The sequence below is a fragment of the Undibacter mobilis genome, assembly GCF_003367195.1.
Lineage (GTDB): Bacteria > Pseudomonadota > Alphaproteobacteria > Rhizobiales > Xanthobacteraceae > Pseudolabrys > Pseudolabrys mobilis.
The window spans coordinates 1947839-1972934 of sequence record NZ_QRGO01000001.1 but is presented as its reverse complement, the minus strand read 5'-3'; the positions used below and the strand labels follow the sequence as shown (position 1 = coordinate 1972934).

24 protein-coding genes are annotated in these 25096 nt (G+C 62.8%); 8 read left to right on the top strand and 16 right to left on the bottom strand.

The genetic code is table 11. The features are described from left to right. The first annotated feature begins 157 nt into the window (after window positions 1-157). The 4 genes from DXH78_RS09270 (at window position 158) to DXH78_RS09255 (ending at window position 3410) form a co-directional block, all read left to right on the top strand. The gene (locus tag DXH78_RS09270) at window positions 158-1132 is read left to right on the top strand and encodes a lysylphosphatidylglycerol synthase transmembrane domain-containing protein (protein ID WP_115516761.1); all 975 of its coding nucleotides are present in this window, start codon (window positions 158-160) and stop codon (window positions 1130-1132) included. Next, window positions 1132-1659, top strand: a complete 528-nt coding sequence (locus DXH78_RS09265; RefSeq protein ID WP_115516760.1) for a D-glycero-alpha-D-manno-heptose-1,7-bisphosphate 7-phosphatase — start codon at window positions 1132-1134, stop codon at window positions 1657-1659. The genes DXH78_RS09270 and DXH78_RS09265 overlap by 1 nt, the downstream gene beginning before the upstream one ends. A 136-nt stretch (window positions 1660-1795) precedes the next feature. Further along, window positions 1796-2998 (top strand): MFS transporter, encoded by a 1203-nt coding sequence (locus DXH78_RS09260; RefSeq protein ID WP_115516759.1) that lies wholly within the window; start codon window positions 1796-1798, stop codon window positions 2996-2998. A gap of 10 nt (window positions 2999-3008) precedes the next feature. Next, complete coding sequence (locus DXH78_RS09255; RefSeq protein ID WP_115516758.1) at window positions 3009-3410, top strand: thioesterase family protein; 402 nt, start codon at window positions 3009-3011, stop codon at window positions 3408-3410. A 34-nt stretch (window positions 3411-3444) separates the two neighbouring features. On the opposite strand, the gene phnN is transcribed toward DXH78_RS09255, so the two are convergent. From phnN to DXH78_RS09195, 12 genes are all read right to left on the bottom strand, one after another. Beyond that, complete coding sequence (phnN, locus tag DXH78_RS09250; RefSeq protein ID WP_115516757.1) at window positions 3445-3996, bottom strand: phosphonate metabolism protein/1,5-bisphosphokinase (PRPP-forming) PhnN; 552 nt, start codon at window positions 3994-3996, stop codon at window positions 3445-3447. Between the two features lie 62 nt (window positions 3997-4058). After that, window positions 4059-4997, bottom strand: a complete 939-nt coding sequence (locus tag DXH78_RS09245; RefSeq protein ID WP_115516756.1) for a DUF6282 family protein — start codon at window positions 4995-4997, stop codon at window positions 4059-4061. A gap of 26 nt (window positions 4998-5023) precedes the next feature. Further along, entirely contained in the window at window positions 5024-5788 is a 765-nt protein-coding gene (locus tag DXH78_RS09240; RefSeq protein ID WP_115516755.1) for an SDR family NAD(P)-dependent oxidoreductase, read from the bottom strand. Between the two features lie 18 nt (window positions 5789-5806). After that, complete coding sequence (locus DXH78_RS09235; protein WP_115516754.1) at window positions 5807-6478, bottom strand: NAD(P)H-dependent oxidoreductase; 672 nt, start codon at window positions 6476-6478, stop codon at window positions 5807-5809. Window positions 6479-6519: 41 nt separating this feature from the next. Next, window positions 6520-7407, bottom strand: coding sequence for a branched-chain amino acid ABC transporter permease (locus DXH78_RS09230; protein ID WP_115516753.1), 888 nt, complete (start codon window positions 7405-7407; stop codon window positions 6520-6522). Next, window positions 7400-8173, bottom strand: coding sequence for an ABC transporter ATP-binding protein (locus DXH78_RS09225; protein ID WP_115516752.1), 774 nt, complete (start codon window positions 8171-8173; stop codon window positions 7400-7402). Before DXH78_RS09225 ends, DXH78_RS09230 begins: the two co-directional genes overlap by 8 nt. A 2-nt stretch (window positions 8174-8175) precedes the next feature. Next, window positions 8176-9174 (bottom strand): branched-chain amino acid ABC transporter permease, encoded by a 999-nt coding sequence (locus DXH78_RS09220; protein WP_115516751.1) that lies wholly within the window; start codon window positions 9172-9174, stop codon window positions 8176-8178. Next, the gene (locus tag DXH78_RS09215; RefSeq protein WP_115516750.1) at window positions 9146-9868 is read right to left on the bottom strand and encodes an ABC transporter ATP-binding protein; all 723 of its coding nucleotides are present in this window, start codon (window positions 9866-9868) and stop codon (window positions 9146-9148) included. The genes DXH78_RS09220 and DXH78_RS09215 overlap by 29 nt, the downstream gene beginning before the upstream one ends. A 1-nt stretch (window position 9869) precedes the next feature. Next, window positions 9870-11018: an ABC transporter substrate-binding protein gene (locus tag DXH78_RS09210; protein WP_115516749.1), complete on the bottom strand. Its 1149-nt coding sequence runs from the start codon at window positions 11016-11018 to the stop codon at window positions 9870-9872. Window positions 11019-11091: 73 nt separating this feature from the next. Further along, on the bottom strand, window positions 11092-11853 hold the full coding sequence (locus DXH78_RS09205; RefSeq protein ID WP_115516748.1) for an HpcH/HpaI aldolase family protein: 762 nt from the start codon (window positions 11851-11853) through the stop codon (window positions 11092-11094). Between the two features lie 18 nt (window positions 11854-11871). Then, the gene (locus tag DXH78_RS20110) at window positions 11872-12786 is read right to left on the bottom strand and encodes a cupin domain-containing protein (protein WP_115516747.1); all 915 of its coding nucleotides are present in this window, start codon (window positions 12784-12786) and stop codon (window positions 11872-11874) included. A gap of 52 nt (window positions 12787-12838) precedes the next feature. After that, the gene (locus DXH78_RS09195) at window positions 12839-13777 is read right to left on the bottom strand and encodes a DUF6282 family protein (protein WP_115516746.1); all 939 of its coding nucleotides are present in this window, start codon (window positions 13775-13777) and stop codon (window positions 12839-12841) included. A gap of 214 nt (window positions 13778-13991) precedes the next feature. On the opposite strand from DXH78_RS09195, the gene DXH78_RS09190 reads away from it, so the two are divergent. Further along, window positions 13992-14822 carry an IclR family transcriptional regulator gene (locus DXH78_RS09190; RefSeq protein WP_115516745.1) on the top strand — a complete coding sequence of 277 codons (831 nt, stop codon included), beginning with the start codon at window positions 13992-13994 and terminating at the stop codon, window positions 14820-14822. Window positions 14823-14889: 67 nt separating this feature from the next. On the opposite strand, the gene DXH78_RS09185 is transcribed toward DXH78_RS09190, so the two are convergent. After that, window positions 14890-15870: a Bug family tripartite tricarboxylate transporter substrate binding protein gene (locus DXH78_RS09185; protein ID WP_115516744.1), complete on the bottom strand. Its 981-nt coding sequence runs from the start codon at window positions 15868-15870 to the stop codon at window positions 14890-14892. Window positions 15871-15882: 12 nt separating this feature from the next. Next, window positions 15883-16932 (bottom strand): tRNA-dihydrouridine synthase, encoded by a 1050-nt coding sequence (locus tag DXH78_RS09180; protein WP_115516743.1) that lies wholly within the window; start codon window positions 16930-16932, stop codon window positions 15883-15885. A 213-nt stretch (window positions 16933-17145) separates the two neighbouring features. Between DXH78_RS09180 and folD the strand changes: the two genes are divergently transcribed. The 3 genes from folD (at window position 17146) to DXH78_RS09165 (ending at window position 20765) form a co-directional block, all read left to right on the top strand. Next, window positions 17146-18018: a bifunctional methylenetetrahydrofolate dehydrogenase/methenyltetrahydrofolate cyclohydrolase FolD gene (gene folD, locus DXH78_RS09175; protein WP_115517823.1), complete on the top strand. Its 873-nt coding sequence runs from the start codon at window positions 17146-17148 to the stop codon at window positions 18016-18018. Then, the gene (locus DXH78_RS09170; RefSeq protein ID WP_245416780.1) at window positions 18015-19304 is read left to right on the top strand and encodes an NAD(P)/FAD-dependent oxidoreductase; all 1290 of its coding nucleotides are present in this window, start codon (window positions 18015-18017) and stop codon (window positions 19302-19304) included. Before folD ends, DXH78_RS09170 begins: the two co-directional genes overlap by 4 nt. A 168-nt stretch (window positions 19305-19472) precedes the next feature. Continuing rightward, window positions 19473-20765 (top strand): glycosyltransferase family 87 protein, encoded by a 1293-nt coding sequence (locus DXH78_RS09165; RefSeq protein ID WP_115516742.1) that lies wholly within the window; start codon window positions 19473-19475, stop codon window positions 20763-20765. A gap of 24 nt (window positions 20766-20789) precedes the next feature. Here DXH78_RS09165 and DXH78_RS09160 read toward each other — a convergent pair whose 3' ends face one another. Beyond that, complete coding sequence (locus DXH78_RS09160) at window positions 20790-23882, bottom strand: efflux RND transporter permease subunit (RefSeq protein WP_115516741.1); 3093 nt, start codon at window positions 23880-23882, stop codon at window positions 20790-20792. Continuing rightward, window positions 23879-24871 (bottom strand): efflux RND transporter periplasmic adaptor subunit, encoded by a 993-nt coding sequence (locus tag DXH78_RS09155; protein WP_245416779.1) that lies wholly within the window; start codon window positions 24869-24871, stop codon window positions 23879-23881. The genes DXH78_RS09160 and DXH78_RS09155 overlap by 4 nt, the downstream gene beginning before the upstream one ends. Window positions 24872-25096: the final 225 nt, after the last annotated feature.

Here is a 25096-nt window from a genome sequence, read left to right as displayed (position 1 = left end):
CTTTCCTGACACGGTGCGCCGGCATTCAAATGCCGGTGCCACCGGCGAGGCGCGGCATACGTCTTGCGCCGGCCGGACCGGCATGCCAAGCGAAGGCGAAATGATCGTCTCACGGCCGCCTGTCGCCTGAGGGGCGCGCCAACAAGGTCACCCGCCCATGCGGCGCTCGCTGATGCTGCTCGCCAAAGCGGCCATCTCCATTCTCCTGCTCTATATTTCGCTGCGTTCGGTGAACCTCGCCGCGCTCGGCGAACGCCTGAGCCGTCTGCATGCCGGGTGGATCGCCGCTTCGCTCGCCATTCTCGCGGCGCAGCTGTTCATCCTCGCCGCGCGCTGGCGGATGATCGCGCAAGGCTGCGGACTGGCGCCGCGCTATGACGCGGTTCTGCGCATGAGCTTTGTGGGATTGTTTTTCAATCAAGTGCTGCCGTCCACGGTCGGCGGCGATGCCGCGCGCATCTACATGCTGGCACGCGAACAAGGGGGCTGGGCCGGCGCGACCTATTCGGTGCTGATCGATCGCGTCGCCGGCATCTTCGCGCTGACCCTGTTGGTGTTTATCTGCCTGCCCTGGACTCTCGCGCTGGTGCAAGATCCGGTGGCGCGCATCGTGCTGATCCTGATCGGCTTCGGCGCCTTTGCCGGCGCCTTCGTCTTTCTCGCCATCGGCCGTATCCACTGGAAGCCTCTGATGCACTGGGCGCCAACGCGGCATCTGGTGGAAGTGTCGCGCACGGCCTGGCGCATCTGCGGCTCGTGGCGCACGCTTTCGATCATCCTTGCGCTGTCCTTCGTGGTTCACTTCATGACCGTGCTCGCCACCTGGTGCATGGTGCAGTCGGTATCGGCGTCGGTGAATATCGAATTGCTGCTGTTCATGGTGCCGCCCGTGCTCCTGATCGCCACCGTGCCGATTTCGATCGCCGGCTGGGGCGTCCGCGAAGGCAGCATGATCGTGGCGTTTTCCTACGCCGGCTTGCCGCAGAGCGACGGTCTGGTCGTATCGGTGCTGATCGGCATCACGTTCTTCGCCATCGGCGCGATCGGCGGCATCGTCTGGGTGGCCAGCGGCGCGCGGCGGACGAAACCCGCCGACATCGCGGTCCATCCGGCACCGAACGGGACGACCTGATGCCGGCGCCGGAAACGTCAAGGCCGGCCGCCTTTCTCGACCGCGACGGCGTGCTCAACGTCGATCGCGAATATGTCCACCGCGCCGATCAGTTGACGTGGATCGACGGCGTGCCGGAGGCGATCCGGCTGCTTAATGACGCCGGTTTTCTCGTCATCGTCGTGACCAATCAGTCGGGCGTCGCCCGCGGCTTCTACGACGAGGCTGCTGTCGCCGCCTTGCACGCGCATATGCGGGGCTATCTCGCCGCGCGCGGCGCGCATATCGATGCTTTCTATTACTGCCCGCATCACCCCGACGGCAAGGTTGCGGCCTATACAATGCGCTGCGATTGCCGCAAGCCCGGCACCGGCATGTTCGAGCAGGCCGCGCGCGATTGGCCTATCGACCGCGCGCGCAGCTTCATGATCGGCGACAAGGATATCGACATCGCGGCGGCAACCGCCTTCGGTATCCGCGGCGCCCAATTCAATGCGACAACCGACAAGCTGCCCGATCTGGTGCGGCGCATGATCACCGCAGACTGAGCGATTTTTCGGCGGCGTCGACCCATGCGGTGCGCACCTGCCTGTGCTGCGTGCATGACGCGGAAGCCTGTGTTATGGCACGCAGCGCGCCGGGCGATATCAAGCAATAAGACCCGGCCTTATGTGCTGCTGGGAAATGCCGGGATCTTCTTCATCGACCGCGGACGGTTCTGCGCCGGCCCGCCTCATCACCGCGCTCGCTTTATTGTGGCTCGCCGGCAATGCGCTGCGCCTGACCATTCTTGCCGTTCCACCGGTCATCCCGCTGATCCACGACGACCTGGCGCTGAGCGCAACGCAGGTCGGTATTCTCACCGGCCTGCCCTCCATGCTGCTGGCCATCGCCGCGGTGCCGGGCTCGCTATTGATCGCCCGTTTCGGAGTCCGTGCCGCGCTGGTCGCGGGCCTCATGATCACGGCGGTGGGTGGAGCCCTGCGCGGCACCGTTGCCGATGTGTGGTGGCTTTATGCCATGACCGTCGCGATGGGCGCCGGTGTCGCCATCATGCAGGTGACCATGCCGACTGCGGTGCGGGCCTGGGTGCCGAGCCGCATCGGCTTTGCCACCGCGGTCTATACCAATGGCCTCATCGTCGGTGAAATTCTTCCTGTGGCGTTGATGCTTGTTGTCGTGCTGCCTCTGGTCGGCAGTTGGCAGATGGGCTTTGTGTTCTGGAGCGTCCCGGTCGCCATCATTGCAGTGCTGGTGCTGATCATGGCGCCGCGGCCGGCGACCTTCGCCGGCGCGGCGGTGGTCAAACGCAAATGGTGGCCGGACTGGCGCAATCTGCTGATCTGGCGCCTCGGCATCATGCTCGGCACCATCAACGCCATCTACTTCGCCACCAATGCTTTTATCCCGGATTATCTGCGCAGCACCGGTCAGGACGCCTGGATCAGCGCGGCGCTGTCGGGGCTGAACATCGGCCAGTTGCCGGCGTCGGCGCTGCTGCTCGCGGTCGCCGGAAGACTCGAACGGAAAATCTGGCCCTATGTCGTGTGCGGTGTGCTGTGCATTGGCGCGACCGCCGGAATCGTTTTCGGCACCGGCATCTGGCTGGTCGCGGCGGCGACGTTGCAGGGTTTTGCCGCAGCGGCGATCCTCATTCTGGTGCTCGCGCTGCCGCCTCTGCTCAGCCCGCCGGACGACGTCCATCGCGTTACCGCGGCGATGTTCACCATCAGTTACACCTGCGCCGTGATTGTGCCGGTGATCAGTGGCGCGTTGTGGGACCTCACGCACATTGCGGCAATGGCCTTCTTGCCGATTGCCATATGCGGTATGCTGCTGGCGTTGCTGGCGCCGGCGATCAGCCACATTCCGCGCCAGCACGGTTGAAGGAGCAGACATGCGTCCCGTCCCGGTCGGAGCCAAAGGCACCTTTACGCTGCGCGTGACGCCGGCCCATCTGGCCAGCCAGTTCAAGGATGCCGTGCTGCCACCGGTCTTCGCCACGCCGATGATGGTGACGATCATGGAAAACGCCGCGCTCAACGCCGTGCGCGATTATCTCGAACCGGGCGAGAGCGTGGTCGGTACCGTGGTCAATATCAGGCATCTCGCCGCAACACCCGCCGGCCACACTGTGACGGCCGAAGCCGTGGTGACCAAAGTGGACGGCCGCCGCCTCGAATTTGACGTTACGGCACGTGACGAAGTCGAGGAGATCGGCAAAGGCACGCATGAGCGCATGGTGGTCGACATCGCGCGCATCGCCAAGAAGCTCGCCGCCAAACCGCCGAAAGCCTAACCGCGCATCCCCCGGCACATGTCCAAGCGGGGCGTCACGGCCTCGGCGCCGACAAGACGGCCACCAGCTTGGCAACGCCGCTCGCGACATCAGCATCATTGACAACGCGGACGACATCGACGCCGGCCGGCAGGGCCGGCACGGCGCGCGCAATGCGCTCGGCAACCTGGGCCTCGTCTTCGCGACCGCGCGCGCGCAATCGGGCGGCCACCGCTTCCGGCGGCGCCGTGATCTCGACAATGGTGAGACGCGGCACGATCTGGCCCAGTTCGGCGATAGTCGCGCGCGAACCATTGGCAACCACGGTGCGCCCCGCAGCCAGCGCGTCCAACAGCGCCGCAGGCAATCCATAGTTCAGGCCATGCGCCGCCCAGGTGAGCAGAAAACCGCCGGTCGCCTTGCGCCGCGCAAACTCCTCGGTCGTCACGGCCTCGTGGTCCTCACCTCCGGCATCGGCGGCGCGGGTGATGACCCGGCGGGCAAACACAAAGCGCGGATCGCCGGACAACCGGCTACGCGCGCCGTCGAGCAACGTGTCCTTGCCGACGCCGCTCGGACCCACGACCAGAAAAAGCGTGCCTGTCATGCCCCTCGTTTATCGGATCGGATCGCGAGTCGGCAACTGCCGCGGCCTTGTGCTCCCGACCGTCAGGCATCCAGATTAAGAAGCGAGGCGGCATTCCCGCCGATGAGCTTGCGGATATCGGCTTCGGGCACCTGCAGGTCGAGCAGCGTGGCGACGATTTCGCGATAGCCGTCCACCGGCCGCGGCGACCCGACCAACCCCAGATCGGAGCACAGCACGGTGCGGTCAACGCCGGCGATGTCGATCAGATGCTTGAGCTTGTCCGGCCCATATTTCTTCGAGCGCCCCTCGACGAACATGCAGATCGAGTGCTCCATAAACACTCCGTTCGAGACCATCTGCCTGATGTCCTCGTCGGTGCAGCCGACGACATAAGTCGGATGATTGACCATCATCTTCTTGACGCCGCGCTTCTTTGCCTCATCGAAGACCAGATGCAGTTCGAACGCCGGCAAATGGCCGCCAGCGAGGATAATGTCCGCTTCTGCGATGAGGTCGAGCACCTTCCTGGTGTCGTCGGACAGTTTGCCGCTCGCATCCAACGCGCTGAGCGGAATCGGCTCGAGCATCTTCTGCGTCGTCTTCGGGAAGGTCTTGGCCTGCCCCGAGGTCTGCGCGATGTGGTTCTCGGCCGACAAAGTCGGCATCCAGACGATCTTGGCGCCGATCATCGTCGCATGGTTCACGGCATGCGGATTGATGCCGCCGACGGCGTTGTTCAGCGCGATGCCCGAAAACAATCTGACGCCGGTGTTGGGCACCAGCTTCTCGAGCATGATCGCGTGCGGCGTCCCGAGATAGAAGTGGTCCTTGTAGACCAAAGCGCGGAAACCGGCTTCGGCGCAGTCCCGCATCGCTTCATGGTGGTCGAGGATTCGCGGCATGGCCGCGGGGCCGCTGTGGCAATGTAAATCAATCGCGCCAACCAGCAGCTTCTCAACGTCGTCCCGGCGCGGCCGATTCGCGCCCTTTTCAGTCTGCTCTTGCTTGCCGTCCTGCATGGCAGTTCCTCCCGGAACGCCGCCCCTCAGATCGTGCTCACGCCGCCGTCGATGATGAATGTACGACCCGTCATCCAGTCGGCATCGGGCGATGCCAGAAACAGCGCGACCCCGGCGATATCGTCCGGCTGGCCGATGCGGCCGAGCGGCGTCATCGCCTTGATGGCGTCGCCGCGCTCCGCGAGAATCTTGGTGGTCATCTCGGTCTCGATGACGCCGGGCGCAATGGTGTTGACAGTGATGCCGCGCGGACCGAACTCCCGCGCCAGCGCATGCGACAACGTGGTGATCGCGCCCTTGGAGGCCGAATAAATCGCCGAATTCGGAATCGGCCGCGTCGCCAGCGCCGATGAGAAATTGATGATGCGGCCGCCGGGCGATGGCAGATGCGGCAGCGCCGCCTGGATCACCGCGATGGTGCCGAGCACATTGGTGTTGAAGGTCGAATGGAACAGCGCGGCGTCGGATTTCTCGAACGGCCGGTACTCGGCAATGCCCGCGCCATTCACGACGACGTCGATGCGTCCGAACTTCGCGGCCACGCTATCGACCGCCGCTTTGGCCGATTCGGGGTCAGCAATATCGGCGGCAATGGCCAGGCCCTGCCCGCCCGCGGCGTTGATGTCGCCAACGACCTTGGCGGCAGCGTCGGCACCGCTGCGATAGAACACCGCCACCTTGCAGCCGGCAGCCCCGAAACGGCGCGCCACCTGGGCGCCGATGCCACGCGAGCCACCGGTGACAATGACGACCTTGCCGGCCAGCGGGTAAATCGTCTGAGCGTCGCTCATGGTGCCTGCTTTCAATTCCTAGGCTTGCGCTGCCTCACGGGGCGCGTTCTCGGCCGCGATCTCGAGCAGCTTCTCGCTCCACTGCTTCAGGTAGGCCTTGCGGCCGGCCTCGTCGATGCGTGGCGAAGCATAGGCGACGAAGGGCGGATAGGTCTTCATGCCCATGTATTCGACCATCAGGTGCTGCGTCGGATAGAGCACCTGCTCGACCGGACCGTAGACATTACCAGCCGAGAACCGCTCCACCGTGCCGCCTGTCGTCAGGCACAGCATACCGATCTTGCGCCTGAAGAAGCCGCTGTCGAAACGCTTTCCATCGGCATAGGCGAAGCCGAAGGCCATGACGCGGTCGAACCAACCCTTCATGATCGCGGGCACGCCGCCCCACCAGATCGGGAACAGCCAGACGATCATGTCAGCCTTGAGGATGCGCTGCTGCTCACGCGCCAGATCGGGCGCGAAGCCGGCATTGGCGTGGGCGTGGCCCTGTTCGTTCTGATAGTGAAACCGCTTGGCGTCGTGCACGGTGGTGAAGTCGTGGCGGCCGGCCACAGGATTGAAGTTTTCAGCGTAGAGATCCGACACCTCGACGTGGTGGCCGGCGGCGGTTAGCGTATCACGCGCGATATCCTTCAGCGCTCCGGTGAACGAGGTTGGCTCCGGATGCGCGTAGACCAGCAGAACATTCATTACTTGCACTCTTGATGACGAAACTTGCCGGAAGCGCCTTCTCAGGCTTTCTTCTCGAGCCCGCCGAACAGCCCCTTCGGGAAGTACATCAGCACGATCAGAAGCACCGATAGCGAGATGATGTTCCTGAAGCCGGCCCCGAAGAAGACAATGGCTTCCGACTGGATGACTCCGAGCAGGACGCCGCCCACCAGACCGGCCACAGGGCTGCCGAAACCGCCAATGATGGCGGCGATGAAGCCGTTGATGCCGTAAGGCGTGCCGACGAGATAGGCCGTGTACTGCGTCGGCGTGATCAGGATGCCGGCGATGGCGCCCAGACCGGCGCTGAGCGCGAAAGCGACGATGAGCATGCGCTCGACCGGAATGCCCAGCAGCGCCGCCGCTTCGCGATTCTGCGCACAGGCACGCAAGGCGCGACCCATGCGAGTCCGGTTGAAGAACTGCGTCAGCGCGAACACCAGCAGCGCGCCGCAACCGAGAACCCAGAATTGCTGATAGGCGATCGCAATCGGGCCAACCTTGAGCGGACCACCGGCGGTGAACTCCGGATAGGTGCGCGGCTGATCGCCAAGGGTCAGGATGATGATCTGTTCGATCAGCAGCTGCACGGCGAGCGTCGCCAGGATGATGGCAAACAGCGGCGCATTGCGGCGCCACATCGGATTGATGACGAAAATCTGCACCAGCACGCCCGCGCCGGCGACCAGAATGGTGGACACAATCGCCGACAGCCAGATCGGCAGGCCGTAACGCACCAGCAAGGTGTGCGCGAACATGCCGCCGAGCATGACGAAAACGCCCTGGGCGAAGTTGACGATGCCGCTGGCGTTGTAGATGACGGAAAAGCCGATGGCGATCAGGCCGTAAATCAGACCGATGCCGACACCGTTGACGAGACTCTGGATCAGTTCGACGGCGCTAGGCATTTTCAACCTCTTCCACGCCCAGATAGGCGGCGATGACTTCCGGGTGGGCCTTGATTTCGTCGGGCGTGCCTTCGGCGATCTTCTTGCCGAAATCCAGCACCGCGATGCGATGAGCGATGCGCGTGACCAGCGCGACGTCGTGCTCGATGAGCAGGACGGTCGTGCCTTGTGCGTTGATCTTCTGGATGATATGGGCGAGGCCCTCGGTTTCCTGTGTGTTCAGGCCGGCGGCCGGCTCATCGAGCAGCAGCAACTTCGGCTTGGCCGCCAAGGCGCGGGCCACCTCCAGCAGACGCTGCTGGCCATAGGGCAACAGTTCGGAATCGATATCGGCCTGGGCGGACAGGCCGACGAATTCGAGAAGTTCGTAGGCGCGCTCGCGCACCTCGATTTCCTGCTTGCGAAACCAGGCCGGCCGGAACAGCGACGCAGCAACGCCGCCGCGTGTCGCAAGATGGCAACCAACCTCGACGTTCTCGGCAACCGACATGCCCTTGAAGAGCTGCACGAGCTGGAACGTGCGCACGAGGCCCATCGCCGCGATCTCGTGCTGCGGCGCCTTGGTGACGTCGCGCCCGTCGAACTCGATGCTGCCGGCGGTCGAGCCGAGGAAGCCTGAGATCATGTTGAAGAATGTGGTCTTGCCAGCGCCGTTCGGGCCGATGACCGCAAACAGGCTGCCTTGCGGCACGTCCAGGCTGATGTCGTTGTTGGCAGCAAGGCCGCCGAAACGCTTGGTCAGGCCTTTGACTTTAAGGAGTGCCATGGTCACGCCTCCTTCTTCTTGCGCCGGAACAGGCTGCCAAGCGCCGACAGGCCCTTGGGCGCGTAGATCAGCGTGACCAGCAGAACGACGGCGTAAGCGATGTCCTGAAAGTGCCCGCTGCCGCGAACGACTTCCTGAAGCAGCGAGGTCACGATCGCACCGATGATCGGGCCGACGATGGTGCCGACGCCGCCGACGAAGAGCATCGTGAATGTCATGATGCTCATTTGCGGACCGTAGACTTCGGGGCTGATGAAGCCGATCGTATGCGCGAACAGCGAGCCTGCGGCCGAGGCGTAGAGCGCGGCGATGACAAAGGCGATCAGCTTGAAGCGCGGCACGCGCACGCCCAGCGCGGCGGCGCCGTTTTCGCTGCCGGAGATCGCGCGCAAGCCGCGGCCGAACCGCGAATCGCGCATGCGTAGCGACAGCCAAAAGCCGAAGGCCACGAGCACGGCCAGCGTCACCAGCTTCCAGCGCTCGTTTTCGATCGTGAAGCTGCCAATCCCCATCGGCGGAATGCCGGCATAGCCCATGTAACCCTGAGTCACGCTCGTCCAGTGGATCGAGATGTCATAGGTGATGAGACCGAGTGAGAACGTCGCCATCGCGAGATAGTGGCCGCGCAGGCGCAGCGTCGGATAGCCGATGATCAGGGCAAAGAAGCCGGCGATCACCATCGACGCAATCAAGGCCGGCAAGGGATCCCAGCCATACTGCACTGTGAAGATGGCGCTGCCGTAACCGCCGATGCAGGCGAAGGCGTTCTGGCCGAACGAGGCCTGACCCGTATAGCCCATGAAGAAATTCAGGCCGATACAGAAGATCGCGTAGATCATCGCGAGCTGCATGACGGTCAGCAGGAAGCCGCCGTAGGCGAGCGCGCCGCAGGTCAGCAGCGCGGCCACGACAAGGAGCCCGACCTGGAAGCGGTCGAACCGCGAGGCGAATTTCACTGGGCCGGCGGGCGGCTTAGCTGAAGTAATAGCGGGCGAGGTCATGATGCGATTTGATCTCGTGCGTCGGCAATTCGGCGCGAACGCTGCCAGAGGACAGGATATAGACGCGCTGGGCGAGCTTCAGCGCCAGCGGCGCCTTCTGCTCGACGAGCAGGATGCCGAGTCCCTCCTTGTTGAGGGCGCCCAGCGTCGACAGAATTTCGGTGGCCACGCGCGGCGCGAGGCCGAGCGAGGGCTCATCGAGAATAAGCAACTTCGGTTCGGCCATCAGCGCCCGGCCGACAGCGAGCATCTGCTGCTCGCCGCCGGACATCGAGGAGGCTGTCTGATCGATCCGCTCCTTCAGGCGCGGAAACAGCGTGAAGACCTTGTCGAGCCGCCGGTCCATATCGGCCGGCGAGCCCGACAGTTTGTAGGCGCCGAGCTGCAGGTTCTCCCGCACGCTCATATCGCCGAACAGGCCACGACCCTCCATCACCATGATGATGCCAAGCTCGGCCAGGTCATGCGTCTTGAGGCCGGTGACATCCCGCCCCTTGAACATGACCTGCCCCTTGCTGGGGATCAGCCGGGTGATAGCGCGGAGCAAGGTGGTCTTGCCCGCCCCGTTCGGCCCGAGGATCGTGACGAACTCGCCCGGCGCCACATGGAGACTCGTCGGACGAAGAGCCTCGATGTGGCCGTAGCTGGCCGCCAGATCGCGAACCGCGATCAGATGGGTCGTGTCAGCCGACATCTTACTTCCGCACCAGCTTGTCGTCCTTGACCGAGATCAGGACATAGGGATTCTCGGTGATGCCGATGTGGTTCTCGGTGCTGAAGTTGTACGTCGCGCCGGCGCCGACATACTGGCCGAGCTTCTCGAACGTGTCGCGCACCTTCTCGCCGTCCGTGGTGCCGGCCTTCTTCATGGCTTCGGCCATCATCATCATCGAATCCCAGGCGCGCGAGGCCTGAGCATTGTCGCCACGGCCGTACTTGTCACGCATCGCCTTGATGAACGGCTCCGCGATCGCACGGGCCTTCGGATCGGTGAGAACGCTGATGTCATCCGACGCGAGCTGGATCATCGGAGTCGGCGCCATGTACTGGTCGCCGAGCACCTTGCCGGCGGCGAGATGGATGTCGAGCTCCTGGATCGAGCCGAGCATCAGCATGTTCTTGAGGCCGAGGCTGCGGATGTTGTTGGCGGCGGTGACGACCGCGTTGCCCTGACCCAGCATGATGACGGCGCCGGCGCCGGCGGCGTTGATACGGCCGATCTGAACGCTGAAGTCCGAGTCGTCCTGCTGATAGGTCTCGCTGGCAACGACTTCGAGGCCGAATTCAGCGGCGGTCTTCTCGGCGATGCCCTTCATCAGCGTGACGTACGGGCTCGGATCGGCGAGCAGGCCGATCTTGCGGACCTGGGTCTTCTCCTTGAGGTACTTGTAGCGGGTGTCCACTTCGTACTTCGGCGGCGGCAGGAACTGGAACGCCCACTTCACCTCTTCCGGCTGACGCGGCAGGATCGAGCAGAGGAACATCGGCAGCTTCGCCTTGGTGACAAAGCTCGCGGCGGCGAAGTTGCCGGCCGAGATGCAGCCGGAGTTGAAGGCAACGACCTTATCCTCGGACATCATCTTGCGGTAGACGACGACCGCCTGTTGCGGCGTCGACTTGTTGTCTTCGGTGACGAGCTCGAACTTCTTGCCAAGCACACCGCCCTGGCTGTTAAGCCGTTCGATCGCCGCAACGAGACCGTCGCGCCAGTGCGCGTCGGTCAGCGAGCCGTAGCCGGTCAGGCCGAGCGACGAGCCGATCTTGATCGTATCCTGGGCGTTCGCCGGCAATGCCGCGGTCAACGCGACCGCCGCCGCAAGCAACAATGTCTTCTGGTATTTCATCGTATCCTCCCTCACTTAGGTTATGGTTCTTCGGATTAGACTTGAACGTTGCGTTGCGCGTTCGCGCAACTCCTCAAACCTTCTCGCGGACGTCGCGCAGGCCCTGCACCGCGGCCTGACGCAGAAAACCCTGATCCGACGACAGCACGAAGACGCTGGCGCCGAGCGTGGCCAGCCATGCGGCTTCGGCACCATTGCCAACGAACACGCTGATCGTCTTTTTCGCCTTGCGCGCCGCCTCGGCGATGCGCTCGGTCGCACGGATCACCGCCGGCGGTTCCTTCGACTCGTCTCCGAAGGCGGCCGTCAAGTCACCACGGCCGATGAACAGCGAGTCGACACCGTCAACGGCGGCAATCTCTTCAATTTCGTCGAGCGCGATCGGATCCTCGATCTGCGCCACGAACGTCATCTGCGCGTCCTGTTCGCCGATATGTTTCCACATCGGGACGCCGGTGTAGGCGCCTGCGCGGGTGCTGGTGGCAAAGCCGCGGGCACCGTTGCTATAGCGGAACAGGGCCGCCGCCTCGCGCGCATAGGCCGCGCTCTTGACGTGCGGCAGCAGCACGCCGGTGGCGCCGCAATCGAGCACCGAGAGAATGCCTTCGGGTCCCGGCACGCGAACCAGCGCCGGAATGTCGTGACCACGCGCCGCCAACAGGGCGATATCGGTCGTGGTGCGGTCGAACGGCGCGTGCTCCTGGTCGATCACGACGAAATCGAACCCGGCACCAGCGAGAATTTCGGTGCCATGACTCGTCGGCGTCTTCAAGAATGAGCCGACAAGCTTGTCGCCGGCCAGCATGCGCTGACGGAAGGTGGAAGTGTTTTTCATGAGGCGGTCCGTCGCGTCCTAGTGCTGCTCGGGCATCGGATAATCGTCGGCGTTCAGAATCCAGCCGGGCTTCTGCGAGAAGTCGATCCGCGGCGGCACGAAGATATCGACGAGTTGGTTGAAGTTCGGGCCCGACGCTTCCGTTGTATGAATCGACGGCGGCGGGATCACGGCGATCGACGGCGTGCCGCAGACTTCATGATCGTCGGCGCGCCAGTTGTTCTTGTTGACGACCCACGGCCAGCGCAGGTGATGGATGAACTCGCCCTCCACCGCCAGCGAGCACTGCTCGAAGTCATCGTGATGATGCGGCGACAGTTTGGTCGGGTCGCGGCGACCCTGGAAGCCGTCGAGGTAATTCACCATGATGGTGGTGCAGCGCCAGATGCGGCCGAAACGGCCCGGCTCCGGCGCCACGTCGAGGCTGTAGATCCGAAGCTTGAATCCATCTTTTGGCGCAGGCCAATTCTCAAGCGATGCGACGTAAGGCTTCGCCGTGGCGTAAGATGCCGCGTTGGCGCATTTGGCGGCGAGATCCGCCGAGCGCGACGTGAAGATGCGATAGATGCGGCCTGGCTTGACGATCTTGATGCTCGACGCACCGGGCGGCACGAAGGCCAGATGCCGGCCGTCCATGCGTTGCGTACCATCCTTGGTGGTGATCTCCACCGCCACGTCGGCGTCCGACAGCAGCACGGCATATTCATCCGGCTGATTGTCGCGCTTGAGTACGCCGCCAACCTTGCCCTCGGTGTAGGCCATGACGAAATTCTGGCCGCGGCCATACCAGGTTTTGCCCTCTGGTCCCTCTTCCTGCGGAGGCTCCTGGTAGAAACGCAGATATTCCGCCGGACCGAACGGTCCCGTGACCGGGGCCTTGGCCGAGGGGGCTACCGGCGCGAGCTTGGCGCGCGGATCGCTGGCATCATACATCGTCGAACTCCCTGACTTTTTTCAGTCGGCAGCGGCGGAACCGCCGTCGTTTCTATGCCTTGCGGACAGCCTCGACATCGGCCTCGATGCCGAGCGCACGTGCGGTGTTGGTGGATACCATCTGGCGGATGTCGTCGTCGCTGAAGCCGAGGTCCATGCACATCTTGATGCCACGGCGCATGCCGTCGATCGGATCGAAGGTGCCAACCTGTCCGAGATCGGAGGCGAGGATTGTCTGGCCAACGCCGCCAGCTTCGATCTGATTGCGCAGATCTTCTGCTTCGCGGCTCTTAAACTTGCAGCCGTCGAGGAACATGCAGAGCGAGTGCTCGACGAAAGCGCCCATCGCGGCAATGCCCTTCACATCGTTAAGAGAGGCATCAACGATGTCTTCCGGATGGGTGAAGACGAGACGCTTGACGCCACGGCGCTTGGCCTCTTCGAACACGACCCAGGTCTCGCTGACATGAAGGTGGCCGCTCGCAAGCACCATGTCGCTGGCAGCGACAATATCGAGGATTTCCTTGGCGTCGTCACGCAAGGTCTTCTTGTCGTCCTCGAGCACCTTGACCGGTGTTACAGGGCGCATGCGATCGGTCGAAGCCGGATGCGTCCACTGCGCCTGCGCCTGCCAACGCAGGTGATTTTCCGCAGCCAGCGTGGGCATCCACACGATCTTGCCGCCCAGCGCGGCAGTGTGCTCGACAGCATAAGGGTTAAGGCCGCCGACCACATTGTTGAGCACGATGCTCGGGTAGATCTTGGTCTTGAGATCGGGGAAATGCTTGCGGATCAAGGCTGCGGTCATGACGCTGCTGTAGTCGTGATCCTTCGTCACCACGGCGGCATAGCCGGCCCGCGACGCCTGTTGCAGCATTTCAACATGATCGAGAGCGCGCGGCGCAATCGATGGCCCGGTGTGCACATGCGGGTCGATTGCACCCTTCAGCAGTGCATCGATGCGCTGCTCTGTATTGCCTTGTCCTGACATTTCCTCACCAAACGCCTGATGTCGCGAGCCGTTTCCGTTCTTGTTCGCGAGAGCGGAACACTGTTTCAATGCAAGGTACCGGACGGCGTAACGGGATGTCAAACGAAACGACATCGTGTCCTGCGGTTACTCGTTTGCAGCGCAACATAAGCAGTTTGCGATTCAGCATTTCGGAACGTTGTTTTGTAGTCGCGAACCGTGATAATCATCGCCCATGAGCGAACCTGAATTCGGCGGCGTCCGTTCCGTCCAATTGGCCATTGATGTTTTGGAAGCCGTCGCTTTTGCCGACGGTGAACTTGGCGTGACACAGATCGCCGAGCGCCTGAACGTGACCAAGGGATCGGTACACCGGCATCTCCAAACTTTGGTCGAGCGCGGCTATCTGGCGCAGAACCCGTCGACATCGCGTTACATGATCGGGCCCAAGAGTCGGCTGCTAGCGCGGCATGCGCCGGACGACGATCTTGTGCATGTCGCCGAGGGCCCGATGCGGCAGCTCCGCGATGCCCTCGATCAACCCATCGTTCTGTCGGAAATGACGCCGCGCGGCGCACTGGTGCTGCACAAACTCGCCGGTTCATCACCGGTCGAGATCGGTGTGCGCTCGGGCAGTGAATTGACGTTTCATGCCTCGGCGCAAGGCAAGGTGATGCTGGCCTTTGCGCCGCAGCCGTTCCGCGAGCGCGTGCTGGCGCGGCCGCTGCAGCGTTTCACCGAGAAAACCATCATATCGCCACGCAAGCTCGAACAAGAGTTACTGGAGGTGGCGCGGCTTGGCTTCGCTTCGTCGCCAGAGGAAGTTGCGCTCGGCCTCAACGCCGTAGCCGCACCGATCTTCAACGCCCAAGATGCCTGCATCGCCGCCATTGCGATCGTTGGCTCTATCCACGGCCTGCCGGAGAAAGCGCGCGCGCATGACGTCGCGCTGCTGACCGAAACGGCGCGGCAGATTTCCCGCAAGCTCGGGCATGGTCTTGGCACCGAGCAGGTTGCGGCCGCCGGTCGCGGCGTGCGTCCGGTTCGCCCGCGCCGGCGCGCGTAGCCAACTAAAATCAAAAAGCCCGGAAGGCTCTCGCCTCCCGGGCTTTGCTTCAGGCGAACATTGCGCCTCAAAACTCGATCTTCGCGTCCTTGATGATCGGGCCCCATTTGTCGATCTCAGACTGCGTGAAGGCCCTGAGTTCGGCGGGCGTGCCGCCAGCCGGCTGAATGCCGAGATTGGCGAGGAATTCCTGCGTCTTCGGCTCCTTTAGCCAGGCATTGGTAGCGGCGTTGATCTTGGCGATCACATCGTCCGGCGTCTTGGCTGGCACCAGAACCGCGTACCAGACACCGGCTTCGAAGCCCGGCAACGATTCCGCAACCGTCGGCACGTCAGGCAGTCTCGACCAGCGCTGCGACGAAGCGATCGCCAGCGCCTTGATCTTGCCTTCGCGCACCGACGGCACATAGCCGGCAAGCGAATCCATACCGACATCGATGTGATTGCCGATCAGGTCGGTCAGGATCTGCGCGCTGCCGCGGTACTGCGATTTGGCGAAATCGACGCCGGCACTGCGCGCCAGCAGCTCCCCAGTGATGTGGCCGAGCGTGCCATTGCCCGGAAAGCCGCCGGTCGCCTTGCCGGGATTGGCCTTGGCAAAAGCGATGAAGTCCTTGAGCGAGGAATAAGGCGCATCGGGCCGCGCGGTAATGATCACCGGAGCCTTGGCGACGAGCACGACCGGCGCGAAATCGCGCTGCGGATCGAACTCCATCTTCTTGTACATCAGTTGGTTGGTTGCGGCCTGTCCCGTCGTCGCGAACAGGATGGTGTAGCCATCGGCATTCGCGCGGGCGACGACCATCGCGCCGATGTTGCCGCCGGCGCCGCCTTTGTTCTCAACGATGAAAGGCTGGCCGAGCTTCTGGTGCAGTTCCTGCGCCAGGCTGCGGGCGATCACATCCGATGTGGTGCCTGCGGTAAACGGCACGACCATGGTAATCGGCCGCGAGGGCCAATTGTCCGCAAAAGCCGGCGTAATCTGCGTCAATCCACACGCTGCGCCGATCAAAGTCAGTGCCGCCAAACGGCGATTGATGATGTGCATCGCTTCGCTCCCTTACTTTTCTAAGTCCGCAACATATTTTCTCCAGTTGTTCGTGCGCAAGGGCATATCGGCAAAAGTCTTGCGCTGATCGGCGGCCATGCCGATCAGCGCGGCGGCGGCCACGTTCTTTCGCTGCAGATAGGCACGGAACTCGTCCACGGCGTTCGACAGAACCGCCGTGCCGCGCAGCATCACTTCGGACGACATCTCCACCGCGCTCGCACCGGCGAGCATCATGCGCGCGACGTCAAGCCCATTGCGGGCGCCATTGGTGCCGATCAGCGGCTTGCCGGCGCCAAGCTGCTGACGCGACACCGAAAGCCAGTGACAGGTCAGCGGCAGATTCCAGTATCCGCCGACACCGAGCGTGGTGCCGAGGAAAGGTTGCATGGTCTCGACATCGGGAATGAAACCGAGGAGCCGGCCGGCCATCACCACGGCTTCGCCGCCAGCAGCGAAAGCAGCGGCGGCGAGGTCGGGCACCCGTTCGCTCTGGCCGGTGATCTTCACCCACAGCGGAATCCCGACCGCGTTTCGCACGGCCGAAACGATCATCGTCACCCGCGCCGGGTCGAGCTCGGTCGCAACCACGCCCTTGGCCTGGCTCGCGTAGGGTGTGCCGATATTCAGCTCGAGCATGCGCAGGCCCGCCTGCTCGATCTGCTTGGCCATAGCAACCGTCCGCTCGAGGTCGGCGACGATCAGACTAGCGATCGCGTAGGCGTCCAACGCTTTGGCTTCGCGATCGAGCATGGCCGTCTGTTCGAGCCAGGCTTCGAAACTCTGCGGCGTCAGACCTGACCGACAGGCGATGAACGCCGTCTGCGGCGCCTGCGGCGTCCATGGAACTTCCCGCCAGGCGTCGTCGAGCAGCATGTACTCGGCGCGCTGCAACTGATCCTTGCCGCGCTCCATTTCGTTGATGGATTTGACGACTACGGCGCCGACGCCGGCGCGCAAGGCGCGGCGAACCCCATCGGCCTCGATCATGTGTTCGGCCGAACCGGCGATCACCGGGTTCTTCAGCGCGGTCCTGCCAACCGTCACGCCCAGACGGGTCATGCATCTCTCCTGTGGTCTGTCATCGTGCCTTCGCGAGGCGCGCGTCTTAAACGATCTGGTGGGCCACCGATACCCGCGCGGCGCTCATGGCTGATCCCGGCCGGCCCACCACGGCCCATCTTACCTGTCCGGCCTGCTCCGCGCCGAAGTCGCTTGAGTTCGGCCGCGGCGCGCGATAGCGAAAGCAGCCGCCAACCGAAGGGCCTGCCGAAAATGACCGCCAGACTCGTCGACGGTATCGCCGTCGCCGCCAAGATTCGCACCGAGCTGAAAGAACGCACCGGCCGCCTCGCCACAGCCGGCTGCGTCCCGGGGCTCGCCGTCATCATGGTCGGCAACGATCCGGCATCCGCCGTTTACGTCCGCAACAAGATCCGTGCTTGCCACGAGGTTGGCATCCATTCGTCGCGCTTCGATTTTCCCTCCGATGCCGATCCAGCCGAGGTGCTGGCTTGCATCCGCTCGCTGAACGCCGATCCGACTGTTCACGGCATTCTTGTTCAATTGCCGCTGCCGAAGCATTTCTCGGTGCCTGATATCCTCGAGGCCATCTCTGCCGAGAAGGACGTGGACGGCTTTCATCTTTACAATGTCGGCGGCTTGGTCGTCGGCAGCACGGTGTTTCCGCCCTGCACGCCCTATGGCGTGGTCAAGCTGCTTGAGCACGAAGGCGTCGAGATCGAAGGCAAGAATGTCGTCGTGGTCGGCGCCAGCAACATCGTCGGCAAGCCGATGGCGTTGATGTTGATGCAGCGCGAGGCAACGGTGTGCATCTGTCACGCCAAGACGCGCGACCTCGCCCAGTTCACCATCCTCGCCGACATCCTGGTTGTCGCCGCCGGCAAACCGAACCTGATCGTGCCGCAAATGGTGAAGACCGGCGCCGTCGTCATCGACGTCGGCATCAATCGTCTGCCCGACGGTCGTCTCGTTGGTGATGTCGATTTCGCGGGTGTGTCGCAGAAGGCCTCGCTCATTACGCCGGTGCCCGGCGGCGTCGGGCCGATGACCATCACCATGCTGCTGGCCAACACCATCGCCTCGGCCGAGCGGCGGATGTCGCTGGCAGAACCGGAACGGTCGTGAGCGGCGACAACAAGCTGACCATTGCGGTGCTCGGCGCCGGCATTGTCGGCCTCTGCACTGCGCTCGAATTGCAACGTGATGGCCACGCCGTCATCATTGTCGACCCCGATGAACCAGGCGTCCGCCAGGCCGCGTCCTACGGCAACGGCACCTGGCTCAACCCCGGCTCTGTCCTGCCGATGTCGACGCCCGGGCTGTGGAAGCAGGTGCCCGGTTTCCTGCTCGATCCCGATGGCCCTTTCATCATCCGCTGGCGCTACCTGCCCGCGCTCGCCGGCTGGCTCATGCGTTTCGTGCTGGCCGGCCGCACCTGGCAACAAGTCGAAATCTGCGCCACACGGCGTTACGAATTGAACCGGAACACCGCGCAGGATCACGCCGCACTCGCCACCGAAGCCGGCCGCCCGGACCTCATCCGCTGCAACGGCCTGATGTTCGTCTATCCCGATCAGGCCGCCATCGATGCCGAACGGCAGAGTTGGCAATTGCGCCAGAACCTCGGCATTCGCTTCCGCAAAATCGAGACCGCAGAGTTGCACAAACGCGTGCCCGAACTCAGCACGGCCTACAGCCTCGGCATGCAGATGGAGGATGGGGGGCAGGTCGTCGATCCTGGCGCCTATTGCAACGCGCTCTATCAACTCGCAATCCGCCGTGGTGCGACGCATAAAACGGCGCGCGCCACCGGCTTCAGCTTTAACGGCAACCGGCTCACCGCCGTTATGACCGACGCTGGCGCCATTCCTTGCGACCGCGCTGTGATCGCCGCCGGCGTCGGTTCGCGCGACCTCGCGCGCCAAGCCGGCGACAAGGTGCCGCTGATTTCGGAACGCGGTTATCACGTCGTCATCCCCAACCCGGGCTTCGACCTTCCTGCCGGACTAATGCCATCGGATGGTAAGATGGGCGTGGTCATGACACCGCAAGGTCTGCGCCTGGCCGGACAGGTCGAGCTTGCCTCGGTCTCGGCAGCACCGAACTGGCGGCGCGCCCTCATCCTGCTCAATTACGGACGCCGCATGTTTCCTGCGCTCGCCGCCAAAGCCGACGCCGTTGAAGAAGACGTCGGCTCACAAAACTACTGGATGGGTCATCGTCCCTCGACGCCGGACGGCCTGCCCTGCATCGGCCCCGCTTCCCGCTCGCCCGACATCTTCCATGCATTCGGCCATGGCCATGTCGGCATGATCCAGGCACCGGCGACGGGCAGACTGGTCGCGGCACTGATCGCCGGCCGGCAGCCTGCCTGTGACGCCACTGCATTTGTGGCCCGTCGCTTCGGTTGAACGTCAACACGTTCAAATTGCAGCCGCGACCCGTTAAATGGAACCTAAACTAAAATACAACCCAGAATAGTCACATTATCGTAGGTCGTATCTGGCACAAGTACATCCTCTGGTTTCGGTCGGCCTTGCACGAAGGGGCAAGGCCACGATTATTCTGGTGGGTGAGACATGTCGTCTCGATTGCGCGCGATCGCAGTCTGCTGGTTGGTGATTGCGCCGGTCGTCTACGTGATCGATCTGCTGGTATTGCGTCTGCGTGACGGCCGGCCCTTCGGCGACGACTTCATCAATTACTGGTCGGCTGCATGGCTCGCCTTCAACGGCCGAGCCGCCGAGATCTACGATTGGAACGCATTTCATGCTTTTGAGGTCGGCGTCGCGGGCGCGCCGATCGATTTCTATCACTACAGCTATCCGCCGATCCTGCTCGTCCTCACGGCGCCGCTTGCTCTCATCCCCTATATGCCGGGTCTTTTCGTATGGCTCGCGTCGGGATGGGGCGCGTTCTACGCGGCGCTGCGCGTGGCGTCGCCAAAATACGGGCTGTGGCTGGCCCTGGCGACGCCCGCAGTTTTCGTCAATGCGGTAGGCGGTCAGAATGGGACCTTTACCGCCGCATTGCTGGGTGGCGGCCTGACGCTCATGGAGCGCAGGCCTTTGCTGGCCGGCGTCCTGTTCGGAGCTCTAGCCTGCAAACCGCAACTGGGCGTCCTGTTGCCGATTGCACTTGTCGCTGGCCGGTACTGGCGAACGATTGCAACGGCTGGGGCGACGGTCGCAGTTCTTGCCGTGACCAGCATGTGGTGGTTCGGCATGGATCTGTGGGCCGACTACCTGGCGAATACCGCAGTGCTGCGCCAGCTCGTTCTTGAGGACGGCACCGGCGTTTGGCACCGCATGATGTCGGTCTTCGTCGCCGCACGGCGCCTGGGCGCCGGCGTTTCCGAAGCATATGCCATGCAGATCGTGTCGGCACTGACAGTTGCTGTGATCGTCGCCTTGCTGTGGCGCCGGCGCGACTGCCCCGCTTCTCTCAAATATGCCGTGCTGGTTATCGGCACTTGCTTAGCAACACCCTATCTGCAGGACTACGATCTGGTTGTGGGCGCCTTTGTCGCTGCGTGGATCCATGAAGCCCCAGTCGAGCAGCCGAAATTCACTTCGATGGCCATTGCCGGCGTACTCTTATTGCCACTCTTTGGCGCGAGCCTTGCCAGCCTGACCGGCGTTGCATTCGCCCCCTTGGTATTGGGACCAGTCTTCGCGATTTTGCTCGCGCAGGCGGTCCGAATACTTGGATCGCCCGCGAGCGTTTCAACAAACAGCCGTATGGTGGATCACTCACCAGTAAAATCGCTTCGATGCGACGCAGGGTCGATCTGCCAGAGATGCAGACCTAGCCGACACGCCGCATCCATACGTGATTGTCGAGTCATGATCGACGTCCAATCCGCCCGGTAGATGCAGCGATTTGGAACCGGATCTCTATGCGCGGTTCGTCCAACGGCCGTGACGGCGTGCGACTGCGCCACGAATCCATCGCTCCAGGTCGTCCATGACCGTGAAAACGGCAGGCACGTAGATCAGGCTTAGCAGCGTTGAACTCGCCAACCCACCAATGACGGCGATCGCCATAGGCGCGCGCCGCTCGGCATCGGCGCCGATGCCCAGCGCGATCGGCAACATGCCGGCCGCCATGGCGACGGTGGTCATCACGATCGGCCGGGCACGTTTACGCGCCGCGTCAAACAGCGCCGTAGCCCGGTCGAGCCCGCCATTGCGTTGCGCAACGATGGCGTATTCCACCAGGAGAATGGAATTCTTGGCCGCGATGCCCATCAACATCAAAATACCGATCAGAACCGGCAGCGAAAGCGCCGTGCCAGTGACCAACAGGAAGCAAACCGCGCCGCCCAACGACAACGGCAGCGCCGTCAAAATCGTAACGGGCTGAACGAAGCCGTTGAAAAGCAGAGCCAGGACAACAAAGAGCAGAACGATCCCCGAGCCAATGGCGAGTGTGAAACCGGCGAACAATTCTTCCATCCGCTCGGAGTCACCACCGGACTTGCGCATGACCGACGCCGGCAGTTGCTTCATCGCCGGCAGTTCGGCGACCAGTGCCTCGGCCTCTCCTACAGTAAGGCCGGCCAGTTCGGCTTCGACGGTCTGGCTGCGGGTCCGGTCGATGCGGTCGATCTGAATCGGTCCCGACCCGAAGACAATGTCGGCAACCGAGGCCAGAGAATGCGGCTGCTCGAAACCCGGCACCTGCAGAAGGGACAGCCGCGACAGATCGTTACGTGCCTCGTCGTTCAACAGGACTCGGATGGGAACTTGGCGAACGCCGAGACTGAATTTGGCCAGGTTATGGTCGACGTCTCCAGCGGTGGCGATGTTGACCGTGCGCGCCAGGCTTGCCGTTGAAACGCCGAGTATGGCGGCTTTGTCGGGTTTGGGGACGATTCGGATTTCCGGTCCGGCCAGGTCGCTGGTTGCTCGCGCCCGATTGAATCCTGACACGGTGCGCATATCCTGCACCAGGCGACGCGCGGCGTTAGAAAGCTCCACCGGATCGTCACTGAGCAGCGAAATCTCGATCTTAGCACCGGACGAACCATCGTCGCCGAGACTGATGCGAGCACCGCGCGTTCTCGACAGTTCCGGCGCCACGGCCGCCTCAAATGCCTGTTGCGACAAGCTCCTTTGGCTGCGTGGCACGAGGTTGACTGTGATACTCGCCTTACGCACCTCCCCGGCCGACATGGATACGTCGCCAGGGCCCGATAGGATCGACACAGGGGTGCCAATAGCGGCATAGACCGACTGAACTTCCGGACGGGCCCTTAAAACGGACACAACCCGCCGCACGGCCGAATCGGTCTCCTGCAACGTCGAACCAGGCGCCAATTCCACATTGAGAAGTGTGCGACCGCGGTCAGACGTCGGCATGAAATCAGTTGGGAGCAAGGTCGCAAGCGAAAGCGAGGCAAAAAAGAAGACAACGCCAGATACGATGGTGATCCAGCGGTGGCGTAACGTCCAACCGAGCACGACGGTATAGTACCGCAACCAGGTCGCCTCGCGGCGCTCCCGATCGCTAGGCTTGAGCAGGTAGGCTGCCATCAACGGCGTCAATAAACGCGCAACCACGAGCGAAAAGAAAACGGCACAGCAAACGGCGATGGAAAAAGCCTTGAAGAACTGGCCGGGGATCCCGGGCATCAATGCCACCGGCAAGAAGACTGCAATAATCGAAAACGTCGTGGCGACAACGGCCAGCCCGATCTCGTCGGCGGCATCGATGGCGGCCTCGTATACGCTCTTTCCGGACTGACGCACATGTCGCACGATATTTTCGATCTCGACAATCGCGTCATCGACAAGGACACCCACGACCAGCGCAATGCCGAGCTGCGAGATGTTGTTCAGCGACTGATTGAACAGATACATGATGCCGAATGTCGGGATCAGCGACAGCGGCAGCGCCAAGCTTGAAATCAGCGTCGCACGAATGTCGCGCAGAAACATCCAGACGACGCCGATAGCCAGGAGGCCGCCAAGCAAGAGCGCTTCAATGGCCGCGTAATAGCCCTCGACGACCGCGTTGGTCGACGAGGTCACTTCGACAATTCTGATGCCGGGATGCGCCGCTGCGAACTCAACGATCCGTTTGCGCACGTCGCGCGTCACCGCGAATTCGCCGGACTCAACGGCCCGGAAGACGCTGAACCCGACAACTTCGCGTTCATTGTACCGGGCCCGTTGTCTTGGCTCGGCCCAGGACCGCTCGACCACACCCAGTTCGGCCAGTCTCACACTGCGGCCGTCACTGAAGGCCAGGCGCGTGTCGCTCAGATGATCGAGGTTAGGCGCGCTGCCAACGGCGCGGACAGTTTGCTCAGCAGATCCCAGGGTTGCCCGGCCACCGGTCAGATTGACGATCCGCGCCTTGATCTGGTCAGAGACCTCCGCAGCAGTCAGCCCGAGGCTCATCAGCCTATCGGGGTCGAGCTTGACTTTGATCTCGGCATCGACGCCGCCCGACCTGGATATCCGGGATGCCCCAGGCACTTCGAGCACCGCCCGGGCGATGTCGTTGTCGACAAACCAGCTCAGATCATCTGCGGCCATCGACGAAGCGTCGACCACGAATGTGAGGATGGGCTGTCCTGACGATTCGACGCGTTGAATAACAGGGTCGAGCGCGTCCTGTGGCAGCTTGGACCGAATGGACATGACCGCATTGCGGACATCGTTGGTGGCCCGGTCGATATCCGTACCGATAGCGAATTCAACGGTGCTCAACGATACGCCTTCATTTACGGTGGACCGAACGCGGTCAACGCCGCCCAGGCCGGCAACGCTGTCTTCGACGGGGCGCGCGATTTGCGTTTCGACTTCCGTCGGCGCAGCACCGGTCCATGCGACACTGACCGTCACGGTCGGGATAGCAATGTCCGGCATGCTGTTGAGTCGCAGCTTTGTGAATGCGACCAGACCGGACAAAGCCAGAAGCAGAAACAGAATGGAAATTGCGACCGGATTGCGGATCGCCCAGGAAGAAATTCGGTTCATCGAACCGTCCGGCTTCCGAACGATACGGTTTCGACAAAGACGGCATCACCGTTGTTCAGAAGACCCGCTCCCTGACTGACCACACGGTCCCCACGGCTCAAACCGTCCAGGACTTCGACCCGCGCTGCAGTGCCACGGCCAACCTTCACCTCGATCAGCGACACCATGCTGTCGGCGCTTACGCGAAACACATACGCCTTGGCATCTCGCCACACCAAGGCTTTGAATGGAACGGTCAGCGCCAGCTTCGTATCAACGGCAACTTCGACGCGCGCGAACATGCCGGGCTTGAGCTGCGTGTCCCTGTCCAGCGCGATGCGCACTGTACCAAGGCGGGTCTTAGGGTCGACAATCGGCGATACGACACGGACAACGCCTTGTTCGGTCCGGCCGGTCGGACCGACGATTTTTACCGTCTGCCCGACGGAAGCCGCTGGCAGATCGGATTCCAGCACCCGGGCGTCGACCTCAATGCGCCCGTCCTGAATGATACGAAATATTTCAGTGCCAACTTGCACGACCTGTCCGATCGTCACCGCGCGAGAGGAAACCATGCCTGCGGCCGGAGCGAGAATGACGGCCTGCCGCTGTCGCACTTGAATGTCGAACAATTGAGCGCGCGCAGCCTCGAGCCGCGCTTCGGTCGTCTTGACCAGCGTGTCACGTTGCTCGATCGTCTGTTCTGTAATGACGCCGGTCGCAACCGACTTGGCCCGGTTCAGATCCGACTTTGCGCTTGTGAGGTTCGCCTCCAATTCCAAGATGACGGCCTGCTGCTTGATTAGTTCGGCCCTTATTCGCGCGTCATTCAGACGAGCGAGCACCTGGCCTTCAACGACCAAAGTGCCCTCGTCTGCCACCACCTGCGTTACGGCGAGACCGCTCGCCTCGGTGCTGACGGGTATCTCGCGCCACGCCACTACGTTTCCGGTCGCAACGACGTTTTGTGAGACCGGTGTGCGTTCGACTGACGTCACTGCCACAGTCATTGCGGCAGAGGGGCCTTTGGCCTCGGCGGTGTGAACCAGTAGCAATAGAACGGGTACGAAAGCCGTCCACCGAAGCGGGCGATTTGAGACCGCCAACTTCATCAGCCTTCCGACGCTTTGGTTCGACACTGAGATACCTCGTTACTGATCCACACGAAGACGCGCGGATACCGGCCTAAACGCCTCCCTTTGCTCGCGTAGGACAGTTCATTTCTGAGAGCCGTC

Bases quoted from the DNA above. Each gene is read 5' to 3' on its own strand.
- DXH78_RS09270 (WP_115516761.1), top strand. From the start codon at position 158: ATGCGGCGCTCGCTGATGCTGCTCGCCAAAGCGGCCATCTCCATTCTC.
- DXH78_RS09265 (WP_115516760.1), top strand. From the start codon at position 1,132: ATGCCGGCGCCGGAAACGTCAAGGCCGGCCGCCTTTCTCGACCGCGAC.
- DXH78_RS09260 (WP_115516759.1), top strand. From the start codon at position 1,796: ATGCCGGGATCTTCTTCATCGACCGCGGACGGTTCTGCGCCGGCCCGC.
- DXH78_RS09255 (WP_115516758.1), top strand. From the start codon at position 3,009: ATGCGTCCCGTCCCGGTCGGAGCCAAAGGCACCTTTACGCTGCGCGTG.
- phnN (WP_115516757.1), bottom strand. From the start codon at position 3,996: ATGACAGGCACGCTTTTTCTGGTCGTGGGTCCGAGCGGCGTCGGCAAG.
- DXH78_RS09245 (WP_115516756.1), bottom strand. From the start codon at position 4,997: ATGCAGGACGGCAAGCAAGAGCAGACTGAAAAGGGCGCGAATCGGCCG.
- DXH78_RS09240 (WP_115516755.1), bottom strand. From the start codon at position 5,788: ATGAGCGACGCTCAGACGATTTACCCGCTGGCCGGCAAGGTCGTCATT.
- DXH78_RS09235 (WP_115516754.1), bottom strand. From the start codon at position 6,478: ATGAATGTTCTGCTGGTCTACGCGCATCCGGAGCCAACCTCGTTCACC.
- DXH78_RS09230 (WP_115516753.1), bottom strand. From the start codon at position 7,407: ATGCCTAGCGCCGTCGAACTGATCCAGAGTCTCGTCAACGGTGTCGGC.
- DXH78_RS09225 (WP_115516752.1), bottom strand. From the start codon at position 8,173: ATGGCACTCCTTAAAGTCAAAGGCCTGACCAAGCGTTTCGGCGGCCTT.
- DXH78_RS09220 (WP_115516751.1), bottom strand. From the start codon at position 9,174: ATGACCTCGCCCGCTATTACTTCAGCTAAGCCGCCCGCCGGCCCAGTG.
- DXH78_RS09215 (WP_115516750.1), bottom strand. From the start codon at position 9,868: ATGTCGGCTGACACGACCCATCTGATCGCGGTTCGCGATCTGGCGGCC.
- DXH78_RS09210 (WP_115516749.1), bottom strand. From the start codon at position 11,018: ATGAAATACCAGAAGACATTGTTGCTTGCGGCGGCGGTCGCGTTGACC.
- DXH78_RS09205 (WP_115516748.1), bottom strand. From the start codon at position 11,853: ATGAAAAACACTTCCACCTTCCGTCAGCGCATGCTGGCCGGCGACAAG.
- DXH78_RS20110 (WP_115516747.1), bottom strand. From the start codon at position 12,786: ATGTATGATGCCAGCGATCCGCGCGCCAAGCTCGCGCCGGTAGCCCCC.
- DXH78_RS09195 (WP_115516746.1), bottom strand. From the start codon at position 13,777: ATGTCAGGACAAGGCAATACAGAGCAGCGCATCGATGCACTGCTGAAG.
- DXH78_RS09190 (WP_115516745.1), top strand. From the start codon at position 13,992: ATGAGCGAACCTGAATTCGGCGGCGTCCGTTCCGTCCAATTGGCCATT.
- DXH78_RS09185 (WP_115516744.1), bottom strand. From the start codon at position 15,870: ATGCACATCATCAATCGCCGTTTGGCGGCACTGACTTTGATCGGCGCA.
- DXH78_RS09180 (WP_115516743.1), bottom strand. From the start codon at position 16,932: ATGACCCGTCTGGGCGTGACGGTTGGCAGGACCGCGCTGAAGAACCCG.
- folD (WP_115517823.1), top strand. From the start codon at position 17,146: ATGACCGCCAGACTCGTCGACGGTATCGCCGTCGCCGCCAAGATTCGC.
- DXH78_RS09165 (WP_115516742.1), top strand. From the start codon at position 19,473: ATGTCGTCTCGATTGCGCGCGATCGCAGTCTGCTGGTTGGTGATTGCG.
- DXH78_RS09160 (WP_115516741.1), bottom strand. From the start codon at position 23,882: ATGAACCGAATTTCTTCCTGGGCGATCCGCAATCCGGTCGCAATTTCC.
- DXH78_RS09155 (WP_245416779.1), bottom strand. From the start codon at position 24,871: ATGACTGTGGCAGTGACGTCAGTCGAACGCACACCGGTCTCACAAAAC.